The sequence below is a fragment of the Actinomadura sp. NEAU-AAG7 genome, from assembly GCF_018603865.1.
Taxonomy (GTDB): Bacteria; Actinomycetota; Actinomycetes; order Streptosporangiales; family Streptosporangiaceae; genus Spirillospora; species Spirillospora litoris.
The window spans coordinates 1055421-1072214 of sequence record NZ_JAHFZY010000002.1 but is presented as its reverse complement, the minus strand read 5'-3'; the positions used below and the strand labels follow the sequence as shown (position 1 = coordinate 1072214).

Here is a 16794-nt window from a genome sequence, read left to right as displayed (position 1 = left end):
TCACCCGTCCGATCGGCATGATGGGAGAAGCGGTCGGGGAAAACGCGGGACGATGATGGCGAAGTGCCTTGACCGCCATCGCCGCGGCCGCTCAGAACGGATGCTCCCGGCCGATGTAGGAGGTCGGGTCCAATGGGCACGAAAAACGGCTTGCATGACCTGTTGCAGGTGCGGGATTTCGGCCGCCCGCAATATCCGCCATCGCTGCGCCGAGGCTCGCGGATGACGACCCGCCTTTCGCACCCCGGTCCCCGAGGACCACGAACTCACCGAGGATGCCATGACTCTCACCGACCTCCCCGACACCGAACTCAGCCACCGGGTGGCACAGGCGCTGCCGGCCCTGCGCGCCCACGCGGAATGGGCCGACGAGAATCGCCGGCTGCACGAGGACGCGCTCGACGCCCTCGCGGAGAGCGGGGCGCTGCGCATGCGGGTGCCGGCCCGGCACGGCGGGCTGGAGACCGACTACGCCGCCCTCCAGCAGGTCATCGCCGAGATCGCGCACGCCGATGGATCCGCGGCGTGGAACACCGCCGTGTGGTCGATGTGCTCCTGGCTCGCGGGCCTGTTCCCCGACCCGGTCCAGGCCGAGGTGTTCGGCGAGGCGGGCGTGCGTGTCTGCGGCGTCCTCAGCCCCAGCGGCACGGGCCGTCCCGACGGGACCGACCTCGTGATCGACGGGCGGTGGAGCTTCGTCAGCGGGGCACCGCAGAGCGGGTGGCAGATCGTCCTCGCGATGGCCCCCGCCCCGGGCGGGGAGCAGATGTGGCCGGTGATGGCGCTCGTGCCCATGGCCGAGCTGGAGATCGTCGACGACTGGTACACGGCGGGGCTGCGCGGCACGGCGAGCGTGACCACGGTCGCCTCCGGGGTGCGGGTCCCGGCGGAACGGGTGCTGCCGATGCCGGCCGTCCTCCAGGAGCGGTACGCGACGCGGCTCAACCTGGACTCGCCCGTGTGGCGGGCGCCGATGATGGCGACGGGCTCGGCGTGCTTCATGGGCGTCGCGACGGGGACGGCCCGCGCGGCCGTCGCGGGCTTCCTCCGGGAACTGCCCGGACGGAAGATCACCTACACCGCGTACGAGAGCCGCCGCGACGCCGCGCTCACGCACTTCCAGGTGGCGGAGGCCACCTACCTGGCCGACGAGGCCGACTTCCACGCCGGGCGCCTGGCCGACCGGCTCGACCGGAAGGGCCGTGCGAACGAGCCCTGGGACGTCACCGAGCGCGTGTCGGCGCGGGCGGCGCTCGGCAGGGTGTTCCAGCTGGCCGAGCGGGCGGTCGACACGGTGGCGACCGCGAGCGGCGCGACCTCGCTCTACAGGACGGCGCCCGTCCAGCGGATGCGGCGCGACGTGCAGGCCCTCAACCAGCACGCGCTGATGCACCCGCACACGAACGCCGAACTGTACGGCCGTGTGCTCTGCGGGCTCGAACCCAACACCGCGTACCTGTGACCCGCGTACCTGTGACCCGCGTACCTGTGACCCGCGTACCTGTGACCCGCGTACCTGTGACCCGCGTACCTGTGACCCGCGCGCCCGCGGCCCGCGCCGTGCTCGGCCTCAACCAGTGATCGGGGAGGAACAGTGCAGCAGATCTTCCGACCGTTCTCGGTGGCGTTCCCCCAAGCCGCCCTGGACGACCTGCGCCGCCGGATCACGGCGGCGCGCTGGCCCGACGAGATCCCCGGCGCCGGCTGGACCCGGGGCGTCCCGCCGGCGTACCTGCGAGAACTGGCCGCGTACTGGTCGGACGGTTTCGACTGGCGCCGGGTGGAGGCGCGCCTCAACGCCCATCCGCAGCTGCTCACGGAGGTGGACGGCACCGCCCTCCACCTGCTGCACGTCCCGTCGCCCGACCCCGGGGCGGTGCCCCTGCTGATCACCCACGGCTGGCCGGGATCGGTGCTGGAGTTCCTCGACGTCATCGGGCCGCTCACCGACCCGGCCGCCCACGGTGCGACCGGGCCCGCCTTCCACCTCGTCCTGCCGACGCTGCCGGGCTTCGGCCTGTCGGGGCCGACCAGGCGACCCGGTTGGAACCTCACCCGGACCGCCGAGGCGTGGGCGCGGATCATGCGCGGCCTCGGATACCGGCGCTACCTCGTCCAGGGCGGGGATCTCGGGGCGTGGGTCGCCCTCACGCTGGCCGGGGCGGATCCCGCCGTGGCCGGGGCGCACGTGAACTTCCTGGTGACGCCTCCCTCCGAGGAGGACGACCTCTCCGCCCTGGACGGGCGGGACATCGCCCGGCTCGACCGGCTCGCGGCCTTCTTCACGAACGGCTCGGGCTACATGAAGGTCCAGTCGACCCGGCCGCAGACGATCGGCTACGCGCTCACCGACTCGCCCGTGGGGCTGCTCGCCTGGGCCGTCGAGAAGTACAAGGAGTGGTCGGGCTGCACCGACCGGCCCGAGGAGGTCATCGACCGCGACGACATCCTGGCCAATGTCACGCTCACGTGGCTGACCGCCACCGGCGGCTCGTCCGCGCACTTCTACTACGAGACGGCCGAGCAGATGCCGGGCGGTCCCGCCGCCCCGCCGCCGCCGGACGTGCCGCTCGCCGTCTCGGTGTACCCCGACGACCCGGCGCCCCCGGTGCGCGCGCTGGCCGAACGCAGGTATCCGCGGATCGTCCAGTGGCGCGAGCATCCGCGCGGCGGTCACTTCGCCTCCCTGGAGGAGCCCGGGGCCTTCGTCGCGGACCTGCGGGACTTCGCCGCCGCCCTCGCGGCGCGCCCCTCCGCCGCCCGCGCCGGAAGGCGGGCGTGAGGTGGGCGCGCACACGAGAACCGGACGAGCGCTGGTGCTCGGAGCGGGGATGGCGGGCCTGCTCGCCGGACGCGTCCTCGCGGACGAGTACGCCGAGGTCCTCGTCGTGGACCGCGACGTGCTGGCCGACTCCGCGGACCCCCGGCGGACCGTCCCGCAGGGGCGCCATGTGCACGGCCTGCTCGCCCGCGGACACGAGATCATCGAGGGCCTGTTCCCCGGGATCACGGCCGAGATGGCGGCCGACGGCGTCCCGGTCGGCGACTTCGGGACGAGCCTGACCTGGTACTTCGACGGCCGGATGATGCACCGCACCCCGACCGGGCTCACCTGCGTCTCGGCGTCGCGGCCGATGCTGGAGCAGCGGGTCCGGCGGCGGGTGCGGGCGCTGGAGAACGTCTCGTTCCGTGAGGAGACCCAGGTCCTCGGCCTGCTCGCCGCCGACCGCCACCACGTCACGGGCGTCCGCGTCCGGGACGCCGAGGGGGAGAGGGAGGTCAGCGCCGATCTCGTCGTGGACGCGACGGGCCGGGCCTCCCGCCTGCCGGCCTGGCTGCGGAGCCTCGGCCTGCCCGAGCCTCCGGAGGAGCGGGTCGGCATCGACCTCACCTACACCACCTGCGACTTCCTGGGCCCGCTCGATCCCGACCCGATCGGCGACGGCGTGGCCGAGGTGTGCGTGGCGACACCGGCGAGCCCTCGCGGCGGCACGCTGGCCCGGCTCGCCGATCGCTACTCGCTGTCGCTCTACGGGCTCTTCGGCGACCGGCCTCCCACCGACCACGAGGGGTTCCTGCGGTTCGCCGCGCGGCTTCCGGTGCCGACGATCCACGCGGCGGTGCGCGACGCCGTCCCGCTCGACCGGCCGGTGTCCTACCGCTTCCCCGCCAGCGTCCGCCGGCGCTACGAGAAGTCGGCCGAACCGCCCCGCGGTCTGCTGGCCGTGGGCGACGCCGCCTGCTCGTTCAATCCCGTCTACGCGCAGGGCATGACGGTCGCGGCGATCGGTGCGGAGGTCCTGGCCGGGCACCTGCGCGGCGGCGGGACGCCGGACCCGCGGCGGTTCTTCCGGAGCCTGGCCGCCGCGAACGACGCGCCGTGGGCGCTGGCCGCGGGCGGTGACCTCGGCTTCCCGCAGGCCACGGGACGGCGGGCCCTCGGCGTCCGGCTGGCCAACGCCTACGTCCCGAGGCTCCGGGCGGGCGCCGTCCACGACCCCTCCCTCACCGAGGCGTTCCTGCGCGTCGCCGGGCTGGTCGCCCCGCCTCAGTCGATCATGCGTCCGGGCGTGCTGCGGAAGGTGCTGTTCGGAGGGCGGGGCGACGAGCCGGATCCGCGGGCCCCCGCGAAGGTGAGGCCGTCATGAGACGCGGTCGCGAGATGCGCCTCGTGTCCCGTCCCGCCCAGCGGATACCCGATCCCGGGGACGTGCGGCTGGTGGAGGTGACCGTGCCCGACCCGGCACCGGGCCAGGTGCTGGTGCGCAACATGTTCATGTCGATCGACCCCGGCTCACTGCTGCGGATGGACGACCTCTCCCGGCTGGACATCCCCCACTTCGAGCTGGGCGCCCCCCTCTGGGCGGACGCGGTCGGCGAGGTCGTCGTCTCGGAGGACGCGGCGCTGCGCCCCGGCGACGTCGTGTGGCACCGGTTCGGCTGGCGCGACTACGCGCTCGCGGACGCGGCCGAGTTCCGCCGCGTCGATCCGGCGGCCTACCCGTCGCTGACCCACCACCTCTGCTTCGGCATCGTCGCCTACATCGGCATCGAACTCGCCCGGGTCGGCCCCGGCGACACGGTGTTCGTGTCGAGCGCCGCCGGCGGGGTGGGCAGCATCGCCGGGCAGATCGCCCGGCTGCGCGGGGCGTCGAGGGTGATCGGCGCGGTCGGCTCTCCCGAGAAGGCCGCCTACGTCACCGAGACCCTCCGGTACGACGCGGCGTTCGACTACCACGCGGGCATCCGGCCGCACCTCGACGAGCTGGACGTCTGCTTCGACAGCGTGGGCGGCGCGCACCTCGAAGCGGCCATCGACGCGATGCGGCCCCGCGGGCGGATCGTCATGTGCGGTGCGACCCAGGAGGTCCGGTCCGGGCGGCCGCACGGCCCGCGCAACATGCTGGCGGTGATCGGCAAGCGGCTGAGCCTGCTGGGCTTCTACACCTTCGACCACCCGGAGCTGGTGCCCCGGTTCGAGGCCGAGTTCCCCCGCTGGGTGCGCGAGGGCGAGGTGGTGATCGCCCAGACGGTCGTGGACGGCCTGGAGAACGGGATCACCGCCGCCGCCGACCAGCTGCGGGGCGTCCACACGGGCAAGGTCGTGCTCAGGCTGTGAGAGCGGCCGCCGCGAAGAGGATCCCGACCCCGGGACTTCGGGGTCGGGATCCTTCCGTTCGGCGGCGGTGTCCGCCGGGGTGCTCAGCGGTGGTTGAGGCGGACCGGGAGTGCCGCGACGCCGTTCAGCAGGAAGGTGCCCTGCGGTTCGACGCCCTCCGGCGGCTCGGCGAGGGCGAGGTCGGGGAAGCGCTCGAACAGGCCGGGCAGCGCGACGCTCGCCTCGATCCGCGCCAGCGGGGCGCCCAGGCAGTGGTGGACGCCGTGGCCGAACGACAGGTGCTGCTTGTCGGCGCGGGTGATGTCGAAGCGGTCCGCGTCGGCGCCGTGCCGCTCGGGGTCCCGGCCGGACGCCGCGAAGCCGATGAGCACCGGGTCGCCGCGCGGGATCGTGACCCCGGCGATCTCGACGTCCTCGGTGGTGAACCGGAACGGCAGCTGGGCGATCGGCGACTCGACCCGCAGCGCCTCCTCGACGACGTCCGCCCACGGGACCCGGCCCGACCGGACCAGTTCACGCTGCTCCGGGTGGGCGAACAGCGCCAGCACGGTCTTGGAGATCAGGTTCGTCGTCGTCTCGGATCCGGCGCCCAGCATGAGGTGCAGGGTGCCGGCCAGCTCGGACTCGTTGAGCCGCGACCCGTCCTCGTCCTGCACGGCGATGAGCATGCTGAGCAGGTCGTCCGCGGGCTCGCGGCGCTTCATCCCGATCAGCTCGCGCATCGCCCCGTGCCACTGCTCGACGTTGGCGACCGCCTCCTCGTGGGTGAGCGTCGTCTCGGTGTTCACCTCGCCGCCGCGCATGACGTCGCGGCGCATGTGCTCGGGGACGCCGAACAGGTCGCAGATGACGCGGGTGGGCAGCGGGTACGCGAAGCCCGCCTTCAGGTCCACCACCTCGTCGGGGTCCGCGGCGGCCAGGTCGTCCAGCAGCTCGGCGGTGATCTTCTCGACCTGCGGCCGCATGGCCTGCGAGCGCCGCGCCGTGAACGCGCTGGCCGTGAGCCGGCGCAGCCGGGTGTGGTCGGCGCCGTCGGAGGTCGTCATGTTGTCCATCAGCACCCAGCCGATCAGCGGGAACTCCTCGCTGATCTCGCCGTTGACGAACGCGGGCCAGTGCTTGTGCGCGTCCTTGGCGAACCGGGGGTCCACCAGGACCTGCTGGACGGCGTCGTAGCCGACCACCGACCAGGCCCGCACGCCGCCGGGCAGTTCCACCTGGGCGACCGGCCCCTGCTCGCGGAGCCGGGCACCCTCGGCATGGACATCCCGACCGGTCGGGTCGAGGACGATCGGATTCGTTCGCTGCGCCATGTCTCCTCCTGCCGGTTCCACCCGGCCGCAGATTCAGCTGTCCATTGTCTTTCGCCTGCCGATGTAAAAGTAGCCGCGCCGAAGTTCGAACTCTTCTCTGAATATGCGCGTTGCGGGCGCTATCAGCTCGATTCGAAATCGGCCTTGATTTTCTCGCATTTTGCGTAGATGATTCGCCGTCCCGCCGCCGGCCGGTGCCCGTGTTAGCTTCGGTGCTGGATCGGCTATCTCGTGGACCAGGGAGAAAGATTGTGAAGATCGAGCCTTTCGAAATAGCCGTTCCCCGGTCGGACTTGGACGATCTGAGGGAACGGCTGGAACTCACCCGCTGGCCCGGCGAGGCGCCGGCCGGCGAATGGGAGAGCGGCGTTCCGGTCGGCTACCTGCGGGGGCTCGCGGACCATTGGCGCGACCGGTTCGACTGGCGGGCGGCCGAGCGGCGGCTCAACCGGTTCCCCCAGTTCATGACCGAGATCGACGGCGCGGACGTGCACCTCGTGCACGTCCGCTCACCCGAGCCGGACGCGTTGCCGCTGCTCATGACCCACGGCTGGCCGAGCTCGGTGGTGGAGTACCTCGACGTGATCGACCGGCTCACCGATCCCCGGGCGCACGGCGGCGACCCCGCCGACGCCTTCCACGTCGTGGTTCCCAGCCTGCCGGGTTTCGGATTCTCCGGACCCACCCGGCAGAAGGGCTGGGACGTCGAACGCATCGCGCGGGCCTGGTCCGAACTCATGCGGGGCCTCGGTTATCCCCGGTACGCCGCGCACGGCGGCGACCTCGGCGTCTGGATCTCCCTCACCCTCGCCGCCCTGGCCCCCCGCGAAGTCCTCGGCGCGCATGTCAATTTCCTGCTGACCCCTCCGCCGAACGAGCCGGGAGGAACCGGGGACCTCACCGGCGAGGACGCCCGGCGCCTGGAACTGATGGCCGAGTACAACCGGCAGGCCGGATACATGAAGGTGCAGAGCACCCGGCCCCAGACGCTCGCCTACGGGCTGACCGACTCCCCGGTGGGGCAGCTCGCGTGGATAGCCGAGAAATTCCACGAATGGACCGGCCCGGGGGAGAGGTCGGTGAGCTGGGACCGGCTGCTCACCAACGTCTCCGTCTACTGGCTGACCCGCACCGCCGGTTCGTCCGCGCAGCTCTATTTCGAACTGGCCGACCGGTTGCCCGACTCCGGCCGCCCCCCGGCGGACGAGCCTCCGCTGGCGGTTCCGCTCGGCGTGCTGGCATGCCCGTACGACGCGGCGCTCCCCGTCCGGAGCATCGCCCGGACCCGCTTCCCGAACATCGTGCAGTGGAGTGAATGGGATCACGCGGGTCACTTCCCGGCATTGGAGGACCCGGAGCTGTTCGTCCGCGATGTACGGTCGTTCGCCCGTGCTCTGCCCCGTGACGGCGGACGGTGACGCACGCTGAATGCGACACTGGGGTCTCGGGCGGGTGGTCCTCGGCCCGGTGCTTGAGGAACGGGGCGATATCTCTGCGTGAAGCTGTCCGGATCGGCGGTCCTCGTTCGTCATCTAGGCGAAGAAGAATCAGGCACAGAGGAGTGATCATGAAGTTCATGATGTTCGTGTGCAGCGACAGCGAGCCGGACGAGGACAAGAGCGACGACATCGAACGCTGGGTGGCCGACGTCGACGGCAACGGCCGGCGGGTGCTGGGCAGCGCTCTCGCGGCGCCGGAGTCGGCGACCACCGTCCGCGTCCGCAAGGGCGAGCTGCTGCTCTCCGACGGACCGTTCACCGAGACGAAAGAGGTGATCGTGGGCTTCGACATCCTGGAGTGCGAGCACCTCGACGAGGCGATCGAGATCGCGCGGGCCCACCCGATGGCCCGCCTCGGGCAGCTGGAGCTGCGGCCCTTCCTCGACCTGGACCACGCCTCGGATGACTGACCCGCGGTCGGCCGCGGCGTCCGTCGAGGCCGCCGCGGCCGGCGCGCACGAGCGGATCGTCGCCGTCCTCATCCGGGTCACGGGCGACTGGACGCTGGCCGAGGACTGCACGCAGGAGGCGCTCGCCCAGGCGCTGGAGCGCTGGCCCCGCGACGGCGTGCCCGCCAACCCCGAGGGCTGGCTGATGACGGTGGCGCGCAACCGGGCGACCGACGTGCTGCGGCGCGCGTCCGTCGAGCGCCGCAAGCTCCGCGAGCTGGCCGCCCTCAGCCTCACCGGGCCGGACGTCCCGGCCGCCCGGGAGAACGCCGCGGAGAACGTCGAGGACGACCGGCTGAGGCTCATCTTCACCTGCTGCCATCCGGCCCTGGCCCTGGAGGCGCGGGTCGCGCTGACGCTGCGCACGGTCTGCGGGGTTCCGACCGCGGACATCGCGCGGGCCTTCCTGGTCAGCGAGTCGGCGATGACCCGGCGGCTGACCCGCGCCCGGCGGAAGATCGCCGACGCGGGCATCCCGTTCCAGGTGCCCGGAGGCGAGGCGCTCGCCGAACGGCTCCCCGGCGTCCTCGGCGTGCTGTACCTGCTGTTCACGCGGGGGTACGACGCCGACGGCGAGCCCGCCTTCGCCGAGGAGGCGATCCGGCTCACCCGGCTCCTGCGGACCCTTCTCCCGCAGCAGGCCGCGGTGTCCGGCCTGCTCGCGCTGCTGCTGCTCCAGCACTCGCGGCGCGCCGCGCGCCGCGACCGGGACGGCAGGCTGGTCCGGCTGGACCGGCAGGATCGGTCCCGGTGGGACCGCGCCCTGATCGACGAGGGTCTCCAGGCGCTCGCGCGGTCGCGGGCGGACGAGCCCTACGGCCTCCAGGCGCGGATCGCGGCCTGCCACGCCACCGCGGCCAGTCCGGAGTCCGTCGACTGGGCCGCGATCGCGGGGTGGTACGACGTCCTGGCCCGGATCCAGCCGTCCCCGATCGTCGCGCTCAACCGGGCCGTCGCGCACGGCTACGCGCACGGTCCGCGCGTCGGGCTGGGCCTGCTGGCCGAGGCCAGGGCCGGCGGCAAACTGGACGATCACCCGCTGGCGGTCGCGGCGCAGGCCGATCTCACCGAGCGGGTCGGCGACCGCGACCGCGCCGCGGACCTGTTCCGCCAGGCCGCGGCCAGCGCGGACGGTGAACCCGAGCGCCGGGCCCTGCTCGACCGCGCGGCCGAACTCACCGCGGCCGTCGCGACGGCCTCGCCCCGACTCTTCGAGGACGCCCGTCCCGGGGGACGCGACGACCGGCCGACCGAGCGTTGAGGCCGCGAACGGGCCGGCCGCTTCCGGCGCGTCAGATGGCGCTCGCGCTGAGAGCCTTCTGCCGGACGTCCAGCAGGGCCAGGAGCACCGGGGGATCGAGCGGCCGGCTCGGTCTCAGCCGGAGGTCGATCGCCGTGTGAACGCTCCCGGGACGAACCGACAGCGGACCGTGGACGCCGATATTCGGCGGACCGTCGTCGAGGCCGGTCTCTGATTCCGCCCGCACCGCCTGGGCCAGCAGGTACCAGGTGCCCTGTGGGACGCGGTCCAGGACGAAAGGGCCGGGGCGCCGCAGGAACGCGCATCGGATCGGCGACCCTTGGGCGATCGGTTCGGGGAAGACGCCGAGGAACACCGGGTCGTGCACCGCGGGCGACTGCAACCGCACACGGCCGCGGATGGTGACCGTGTGGCCGCGGGTCCGCCGCCCGTCGTCGGTGGGGATCTGCGGGGTGAAGCCGCGCAACTCGCGGTAGGCGGTGGGGGAGAGGCCGACACAGCTCTTGAACCGCGTGCTGAACGTGCCGAGGCTGGAATAGCCGATCATGGTGCTGATCTCCGTCACGGTCAGCGAGGTCGACAGCAGCAGCCGCTTGGCCTCCTGGAGCCGTACCGCGTACAGGAAGCGGGCGGGAGGGATCCCGGTGACCCGTTGGAACAGCCGGGTGAAGTGGAATTTGCTGAACATCGCGATCCGTGCCATGTCGTCTATGGTGATGCGTTCGCCGAGGTTCCGATGGATCTCATGGATGACCCGGTCAATGGCTTGAACGACCTCTCGGTCCATCAGAGCAGACCCCTTAATGGTGGGCGTGATGCGATGGGTGCTCAGTTCGTGTAGGCGTTGGCCTGGATATGGAACAGCTCCGCATAGAGCCCGGACTTTTCCAGCAGGGTGGCGTGGTCACCGCTTTCGACGATCCGGCCGTCGCGCAGCACCACGATGAGGTCCGCCATCCTGATGGTGGAGAACCGGTGCGATACGAGCAGGGTGATGGCTCCCGTGGACGCGGAGGCCGTCCTGGCCCTGGCGTCGTAGCGCTCGAAGAGGCGGTGCTCTGCTTCCGGGTCCAGGGCCGCCGTCGGTTCGTCGAGGATCAGGAGCAGCGGCGCTTCGCGCATGAAGGACCGGCCGAGGGCGAGCTTCTGCCACTGGCCCCCGGACAGTTCGGCGCCTTCGGTGTAGCTGGTTCCGAGCCGGGTGTCGAGCCCCGCCTCCAGTTGGTCGACGACGTCGGCCGCCTCGGCGCGCCGCAATGCCTTGAGAACGGAGCCGTCGTCGTCCATCCGGGAGATGTCGCCGACTCCGACCGCCTCGCGGGCCGACAGCTCGTAGCGGACGAAGTCCTGAAAGGCGGCGGATATCCGCTCCCGCCACCGCTCGATGGGAATCCGGCGCAGGTCGGCGCCGTCGATGAGGATCCGGCCCGCGGTCGGCCGGTACAGCCCGCACAGCAGTTTGACCAGTGTGGACTTTCCCGCGCCGTTCTCACCGACGACGGCCACGACGGCACCCGCGGGCAGGGTCAGGGAGATATCGTGCAGGGCCTCGGCTTCGCCACCGGGATAGGCGAAGCCGACACCCTGCAATTCGATTCCGCTCCGGAGCCGTTCCGGAGCATGCGCTTCCGCCGGCACGTCACCGTCGCCGGCGACGAGGGCGTGCGCCGACTCCAGGCGGCGCAGTGTGTTGGACGTCCGCAGCAGTTCGCCCAGGAGCACCACCGTCGAGGCGACCTGCTGGTTGACCTGGGTCGCGAGGGCGATGACGAGGACGACGTCACCCACGCTGTGCCGACCGGAGATCGCCTCCCGGATGACCAGGATCACCGCGCCGATATAGGCGGTGCCGAAGACCAGTTGCCCCGCCGCCCGCACCAGTGCGGCGCGTGTGCCCGCGCGCCACAGGTCGCGGCTGGCCGACTCCCAGAGCGCGGTGTGGCGGCGGCGCAGTTGCTCGTCGAGCCCGAACACCCGTATCTCGCCGGCCGCCCGAGCGGAGGTCGAGAACCGGAACAGGTTGCGCGCGGTGCGCCTGCGCTCCGCGGTCGCCTCCCGCGCCCTTTCCATGATCGTCTCGGCGCGCCGGCCGGCGAGCAGGGGCGGCACCGCCACGATCGGCAGGAGCAGGAGGACCGGATCCACGCGGGCCAGCAGAACGCCGGTGAAACCGATCGCCAGGACGAGGCCGAAGCCGGTGAAAAGCGCCTCCATGGCATCGGGGAACCGTCTGCTCTCCGGTTCCAGAATGGTCAGCTCGTCCGCGAAGTCGGACCGCTCGTGGTGCTCGATCCCGCTTGAGCCGTTGGACAGCGTCATGAGCCGTTCGACGAAGGACTGCTCGGCTAGCTCGGCCAGTTCGAAATAGGCCACGTGGGCGAAGTTGCCGAGCGACAGGGTCGCGACGGCGAAACCGGCGGCCCACAGGCCGTACGCGGTGGCGGCGGCCGGGTCCGCCGAGACGACCGCGTCCGTCATCAGCCCGAGGGACGCCGCGAGCAGCGGCTCGGCCGCGGTGCCCGCCACCATGAGGATGACGGCCGTCAGCGTCTTGCGGCGGCTGACCCGCCAGGCGGTCGCGGTGAGCCTCCCGATGCCCGACACGGTGGCCTTCACGGCCGCACCCCCAGCGGCTCGTCGCCTTCCGCCCGTCCGCCGGTGTCGGCGAAGCGTGCGGCCTGGAGGTCGAACATCGTCGCGTACCGTCCGCCGGCGGCCATGAGCTGGTCGTGGGTGCCCTGCTCGCCGACCCGGCCGTCCTCCAGCACCACGATCAGGTCGGCCTGCCGGACGGTGGAGAAGCGGTGCGAGATCAGCAGCGTCGTCGCGCCGCGCGCCAGCCGCGCGAACTCCGCGAAGAAGCCCGCTTCCGCGCGGACGTCGAGGCTGGCGGTCGGCTCGTCCAGGACGAGCAGCGACGCCCCGTGCCGATGGGCGAACAGTGCCCGCGCCAGTGCGACGCGCTGCCATTGACCACCGGAAAGGTCCACCCCGCCCGCGAGGTGACGGCTCAGCGGGGTGTCGATCCCGCGCGGCAGCGCCTCAAGGGTGTCGAGGAGGCCGACGTCCGCGAGGGCGGCGCGGACCCCGGCGCGATCGCCTTCGTAGGCGACGGCGCCGAACGCGACGTTCTCGGCGGCGGACATCTCGTGGCGCGCGAAGTCCTGGAAGATCACGGCGAGTCCGGCCCGCCAGGCGCGCACGGGGCGGCCGCGGATGTCGGCGCCCCCGGACCGGATGGTGCCGGACGTCGGTTCGTACAATCTGGCCAGCAGTTTCACGAGCGTGCTCTTTCCCGCCCCGTTCACGCCGACCAGCGCGGTGCAGCGGCCTGCCGGAATGGTGAGGTCGAGGCCGTCCAGCACCTTGTGCCGCTCACCGGGATAGGTGAAGTCCACGTTCTCGAAACGGATCGGCGCGGACTCTCGTCGTGCCGCGCCGCCGAGCCGCGCGGGGGGCGCCATGTCCGCTTCCCTGGCCGCGTCGATATGCCGCAGGAATCGCTGGACGGAGTAGTAGGCGTGCATCCCGACCGCGGTCGGGAAGTCGGACTCCGGATATCCCTGGCCCAAGGACAGGGCGCCGAGCGCGGCAGTGATCACCATGACGAAACCGGTCAGCGTCAGCGCGGAACGGTCGCCCGCCGCCTCCGAGCCCAGCACGGCGAAGGCCAGCAGGCTCGCGGCCAGCCCGCACCCGGTGAACACCACGAACGGCCAGAGGAAGATGCGGCGGCGCGCATTCCACAGGGGCGCCAGCCAGTCGCGGTAGGACCTGCTCCAGTAGCCGCGCAGCCAGCCGATCAACCCGAACACCCGGATCTCCTTGGCCGCGGCGGGATCGATGGCGAGGGCCCTCAGGTAGTCGTTCTTCAGCTCCGCGTCATCGAGCGCGAAACGGGCTTCCGCGTATTTGCGCAGACCGCCGCGCACCCCGTACCGGAACAGAAGAACGGCGACCAGGAGCCCCAGCGCGGCCGGAAAGGAGAAGACCGCGCCGACGACCGCGAGATGGCCGGCCAGCTGGGTGTACCGGGCGATCAGGGCGAGCTGGCCCGCGCAGGCCTGCCCCGGGCTCTGCACCCACGTCTCAAGCTCCCGGGCGGCGGTCCGCAACTCGGCGACCACCTCGGGATCGTGCAGCGCTCCGATGCCCACCGTCCCCATCGCCGCGGCCATGACGTCGTCGATCAACCGGCCGTCGACGCGCCGTGCGACCAGTTCGCCGACCGATTCCCGCACGGGCAGGAGCACCTGCTGGCCCGTGAAGGACAGGGCCGCCACGGTGAAGGCATCGAGCAGCCTGTCCCAGGCGGCGGAGCCCACGCCTTCGCCGACGGCCGCCGGAACCCTGCCGACGGTGACCGCGGACGCGACCACGAACACCACCGGCAGCACGCCCAGCAGGAGGTTCACCAGGACGGTGACGGTGATCAGCGGACCGCCCGCCCGGCGCGCCAACCGGGTGATGTGCCACCTTTCGCGGACGAGGCGGATCGCCGTGCTCATCACCTTCACGCCGCCGATGGACCGGCGGATTCCACCGGGGTTCCGAGGCTCGTGTTCCTGCGTCATGTCCATGACCTCCAGACGGGGCGGCGCCATGTCCGAACCGCGAGCGGCGTCTCATCTCCTCGCGGTGAGAAAGGCGGCATAGTTCTTCTGCACCTCGGCCATTCCGTCCCGAGGGCCGGTGCGGCCCGCCACAAGCCCGAGGAGGGCGTTGCCGAGCACGTCGGGGAAGGTCGGTGTCGCGTTGTCGATGTAGGGCGTCAGCCCGTCGGTCCGGCTGAGCGTGTCCCACGCGGCGAACACGTCCTTGAGAACCGCCGTTCGGGGTTGCCTGCTCCGCGGCCTCAGCGCGGGCAGGAGCCCGGCCTCGGTGACCACGTCCATCGCCTGCGGCGAGCTGATGAAGTCGAGGTAGGTCGCCGCCACGTCGGGATGCTCGGACTCGGCGGTCACCGCGAACGGCAGGCTCTCCCCGCCCATGGTGGTCGGCGCCCCGCCCGCCCGCGCCGGCGGCGGCAGCACGAAGCCCACATCGCCGCCCATGTGCTCGCCCAAGCCGGAGGCGAACCATGTGCCGCCGATAAGGAAAACGCCCTCGCCCGCGGCGAAGGCGTCGTCGTCGTAGGCGAGCTTTCCGGGATGTGCGACCAGGTAGCCCCGCCTGACCCATTCCTGCAAGGTCCGCGCCGCGCGGAGGTTCGCCGCGTCGGTCCACGAACCGCCGCGGCCGAAGAAGAGGTCGCGCACCGCGCGCTTGCCCGCGACCTGGTCCTGGATGACACCGAAGCTGTGCGTCACCGGGATCGGCTGCCGGTTCCCCAGCGAGATGGGAACTTCGCCGCGGTCTTTGGCGATGGCGAGCGCCCTCTCGAACCCGGCCCAGGAGGAAGGCGGCCGCAGTCCTAGCCTGGCGAGCTTCTTTCTGTTGTAGAAGATGCCGACGATCTCGCCGTTGAGGGAAACGCCGTAGAGGCTGCCGCTGCCGACCGTCCTGCCGTCCGGGGTGACGCTGTTGATGTCCAGGAGCCCCTTGGGATAGCGCTTGCTCCAGCCGTAGATATGGTCGTAGGAGTCCAGGGGCCGAAGCCGTTTGGCCGCCACCAGCCGGGCCATATCGGCATATCCCTGGTTCACCTGGACGACGTCAGGCGGGCTGTCACTCACACGCGCCGTGTGCAGCGCCTTCCGGAGATCCTCAAGGGATCGCTTCACCCGCCGGATTCGCACGTTCGGGTACTTCCGGTGAAAAGCCTCGTTGAGCTTCTCCATCTGCACGTCCTGGCCGCCGACGAGCTCCTGGTCCCACACGGTGAGTGTGACCTCGCCCGAATCGCCTATCCGCGACTCCGCCTCGGGGACTGAATCCGTGGTGCAGGCGGTGAGAAGAAGGGCGGCCGCTACCGTGGCGACGGGCCTCAACACAGCAGAATTCATCACTGGGTCCTCCTTGATTCGACCGCGGCGCCGCTACATCACCGTCGTGCGGTAGAGCAGCCGATGGTGCCGTTCGCTGTCGCAGGGAGTGCGCGTGTGCATGGTCGCGTCGTTGTCCCAGATGACGAGGTCGCCGACACTCCAGCGGTGCCGGTAGAGGTATTTCTCCTTGGTGGCGTGCGCGTGCAGCTCATCCAGCAGCGCCGAACCCTCCTTCCGGCCGAGCCCCACGACGCCGCTGATGATCATGCTGCCCAGCAGCAGCGAGCGCCTGCCGGTGACCGGGTGGACGCGGACCAGTGGCTGCTCCATGTCCGGAGCCCGGTCCTTCTCCTCCTGGGTGAGCGGCTTCTTGTGCGGATTGGTCTGCAACTCCTGCTCGACGAGGTGGTTCATGGAATGCACCGCACGCAGATTCTTGATGCGGTCCTTCGTTTCCTCCGGCAGGTCGTCATAGGCGGTCGTCACGTCCGCGAAGATCGTGTCGCCGCCCTCCGCGGGGGCGATGGCCGAGTACAGCAGTGACGCCCGACTCATGACCTCCTTCCAGGAATAGTCGGTATGCCATTCCTCCTGGTCGTCTCCGTCGTAGAGCCCGATGGGCTCCCCGTCCTCGAAGATGTTGCTTATCTTGAGGACCTCCGGATACTCGGGCACGACATACCGCTTTACCGGGTAGACGTCGAGCGGCCCGAACAGCCTGCTGAAACGGACATGGGCGGCGTGGTCGAGATTCTGCCCTGGGAGTACGAGCACGCGGTGGCGGACGAGATCCGCCTTGAGTTGAGCTGCGACCCTCTGGTCGATCGGCTGCCTGACATCAAGTTGGATTCGGGCCGCGAATGGCGGCTTGATCTCCTCGATGTGATACATCATCATGCCCCTGCTTCAATATCGGTACGGAAGTGCTCGGCAGGTGGTTTATGGCGGGTCAACGAGAATAATCAGCGCTTCTCGGCTGGTGTTCGGAGCATCACTGCGGGTCATGCTAGATCACGGCTCGCAAGTATGTAATGAGTCGTTAGATGATCGAGCAATATGGAAGAAAAAGCGTTTGTGGGCGCCCGCTGATCAGGGCCGCCTTAAAGTGCGATGAGCCCGCCCAAGCGAAGTGCAGAATGGCATTTGAACAGGCTTGATGCTCGCCGGAAGCGGCATTAGAGGGTGGCCCGAGCGCCACGGGGTCGGGAGCCCGAAACGCCTATCGC

The 16794-nt window shown here is 71.0% G+C and carries 13 protein-coding genes; 7 read left to right on the top strand and 6 right to left on the bottom strand.

Features of this window, described 5'->3' with window-relative positions; translation table 11 throughout:
- The first annotated feature begins 280 nt into the window (after window positions 1–280).
- The 4 genes from KLI87_RS14290 (at window position 281) to KLI87_RS14275 (ending at window position 5119) form a co-directional block, all read left to right on the top strand.
- Window positions 281–1462 (top strand): acyl-CoA dehydrogenase family protein, encoded by a 1182-nt coding sequence (locus KLI87_RS14290; protein WP_214617269.1) that lies wholly within the window; start codon window positions 281–283, stop codon window positions 1460–1462.
- Window positions 1463–1594: 132 nt separating this feature from the next.
- Window positions 1595–2782 carry an epoxide hydrolase family protein gene (locus tag KLI87_RS14285; protein WP_214617267.1) on the top strand — a complete coding sequence of 396 codons (1188 nt, stop codon included), beginning with the start codon at window positions 1595–1597 and terminating at the stop codon, window positions 2780–2782.
- A gap of 34 nt (window positions 2783–2816) precedes the next feature.
- Entirely contained in the window at window positions 2817–4148 is a 1332-nt protein-coding gene (locus tag KLI87_RS14280; protein ID WP_308166004.1) for an FAD-dependent monooxygenase, read from the top strand.
- A complete protein-coding gene (locus KLI87_RS14275; protein WP_214617266.1) occupies window positions 4145–5119 on the top strand; it encodes an NADP-dependent oxidoreductase in 975 nt (324 codons plus the stop codon). Before KLI87_RS14280 ends, KLI87_RS14275 begins: the two co-directional genes overlap by 4 nt.
- Window positions 5120–5202: 83 nt before the next feature.
- Here KLI87_RS14275 and KLI87_RS14270 read toward each other — a convergent pair whose 3' ends face one another.
- A complete protein-coding gene (locus KLI87_RS14270; RefSeq protein WP_156215946.1) occupies window positions 5203–6432 on the bottom strand; it encodes a cytochrome P450 in 1230 nt (409 codons plus the stop codon).
- 251 nt (window positions 6433–6683) lie between these two features.
- Here KLI87_RS14270 and KLI87_RS14265 point away from each other — a divergent pair, with 251 nt between their 5' ends.
- From KLI87_RS14265 to KLI87_RS14255, 3 genes are all read left to right on the top strand, one after another.
- The gene (locus KLI87_RS14265) at window positions 6684–7850 is read left to right on the top strand and encodes an epoxide hydrolase (protein WP_308166003.1); all 1167 of its coding nucleotides are present in this window, start codon (window positions 6684–6686) and stop codon (window positions 7848–7850) included.
- Window positions 7851–7999: 149 nt separating this feature from the next.
- Complete coding sequence (locus KLI87_RS14260; protein ID WP_156215947.1) at window positions 8000–8341, top strand: YciI family protein; 342 nt, start codon at window positions 8000–8002, stop codon at window positions 8339–8341.
- A complete protein-coding gene (locus KLI87_RS14255; protein ID WP_214617265.1) occupies window positions 8334–9641 on the top strand; it encodes an RNA polymerase sigma factor in 1308 nt (435 codons plus the stop codon). Before KLI87_RS14260 ends, KLI87_RS14255 begins: the two co-directional genes overlap by 8 nt.
- Window positions 9642–9672: 31 nt before the next feature.
- Here KLI87_RS14255 and KLI87_RS14250 read toward each other — a convergent pair whose 3' ends face one another.
- The 5 genes from KLI87_RS14250 to KLI87_RS14230 form a co-directional block, all read right to left on the bottom strand.
- Window positions 9673–10428, bottom strand: a complete 756-nt coding sequence (locus tag KLI87_RS14250) for a helix-turn-helix domain-containing protein (protein ID WP_156215949.1) — start codon at window positions 10426–10428, stop codon at window positions 9673–9675.
- Between the two features lie 41 nt (window positions 10429–10469).
- Complete coding sequence (locus KLI87_RS14245; protein WP_214617264.1) at window positions 10470–12257, bottom strand: ABC transporter ATP-binding protein; 1788 nt, start codon at window positions 12255–12257, stop codon at window positions 10470–10472.
- Window positions 12254–14149, bottom strand: a complete 1896-nt coding sequence (locus tag KLI87_RS14240; protein ID WP_214617263.1) for an ABC transporter ATP-binding protein — start codon at window positions 14147–14149, stop codon at window positions 12254–12256. Before KLI87_RS14240 ends, KLI87_RS14245 begins: the two co-directional genes overlap by 4 nt.
- A gap of 117 nt (window positions 14150–14266) precedes the next feature.
- The gene (locus tag KLI87_RS14235) at window positions 14267–15586 is read right to left on the bottom strand and encodes an ABC transporter substrate-binding protein (protein WP_214617262.1); all 1320 of its coding nucleotides are present in this window, start codon (window positions 15584–15586) and stop codon (window positions 14267–14269) included.
- A 33-nt stretch (window positions 15587–15619) separates the two neighbouring features.
- Window positions 15620–16465, bottom strand: coding sequence for a TauD/TfdA family dioxygenase (locus KLI87_RS14230; RefSeq protein ID WP_214617261.1), 846 nt, complete (start codon window positions 16463–16465; stop codon window positions 15620–15622).
- Window positions 16466–16794 lie beyond the last annotated feature (329 nt).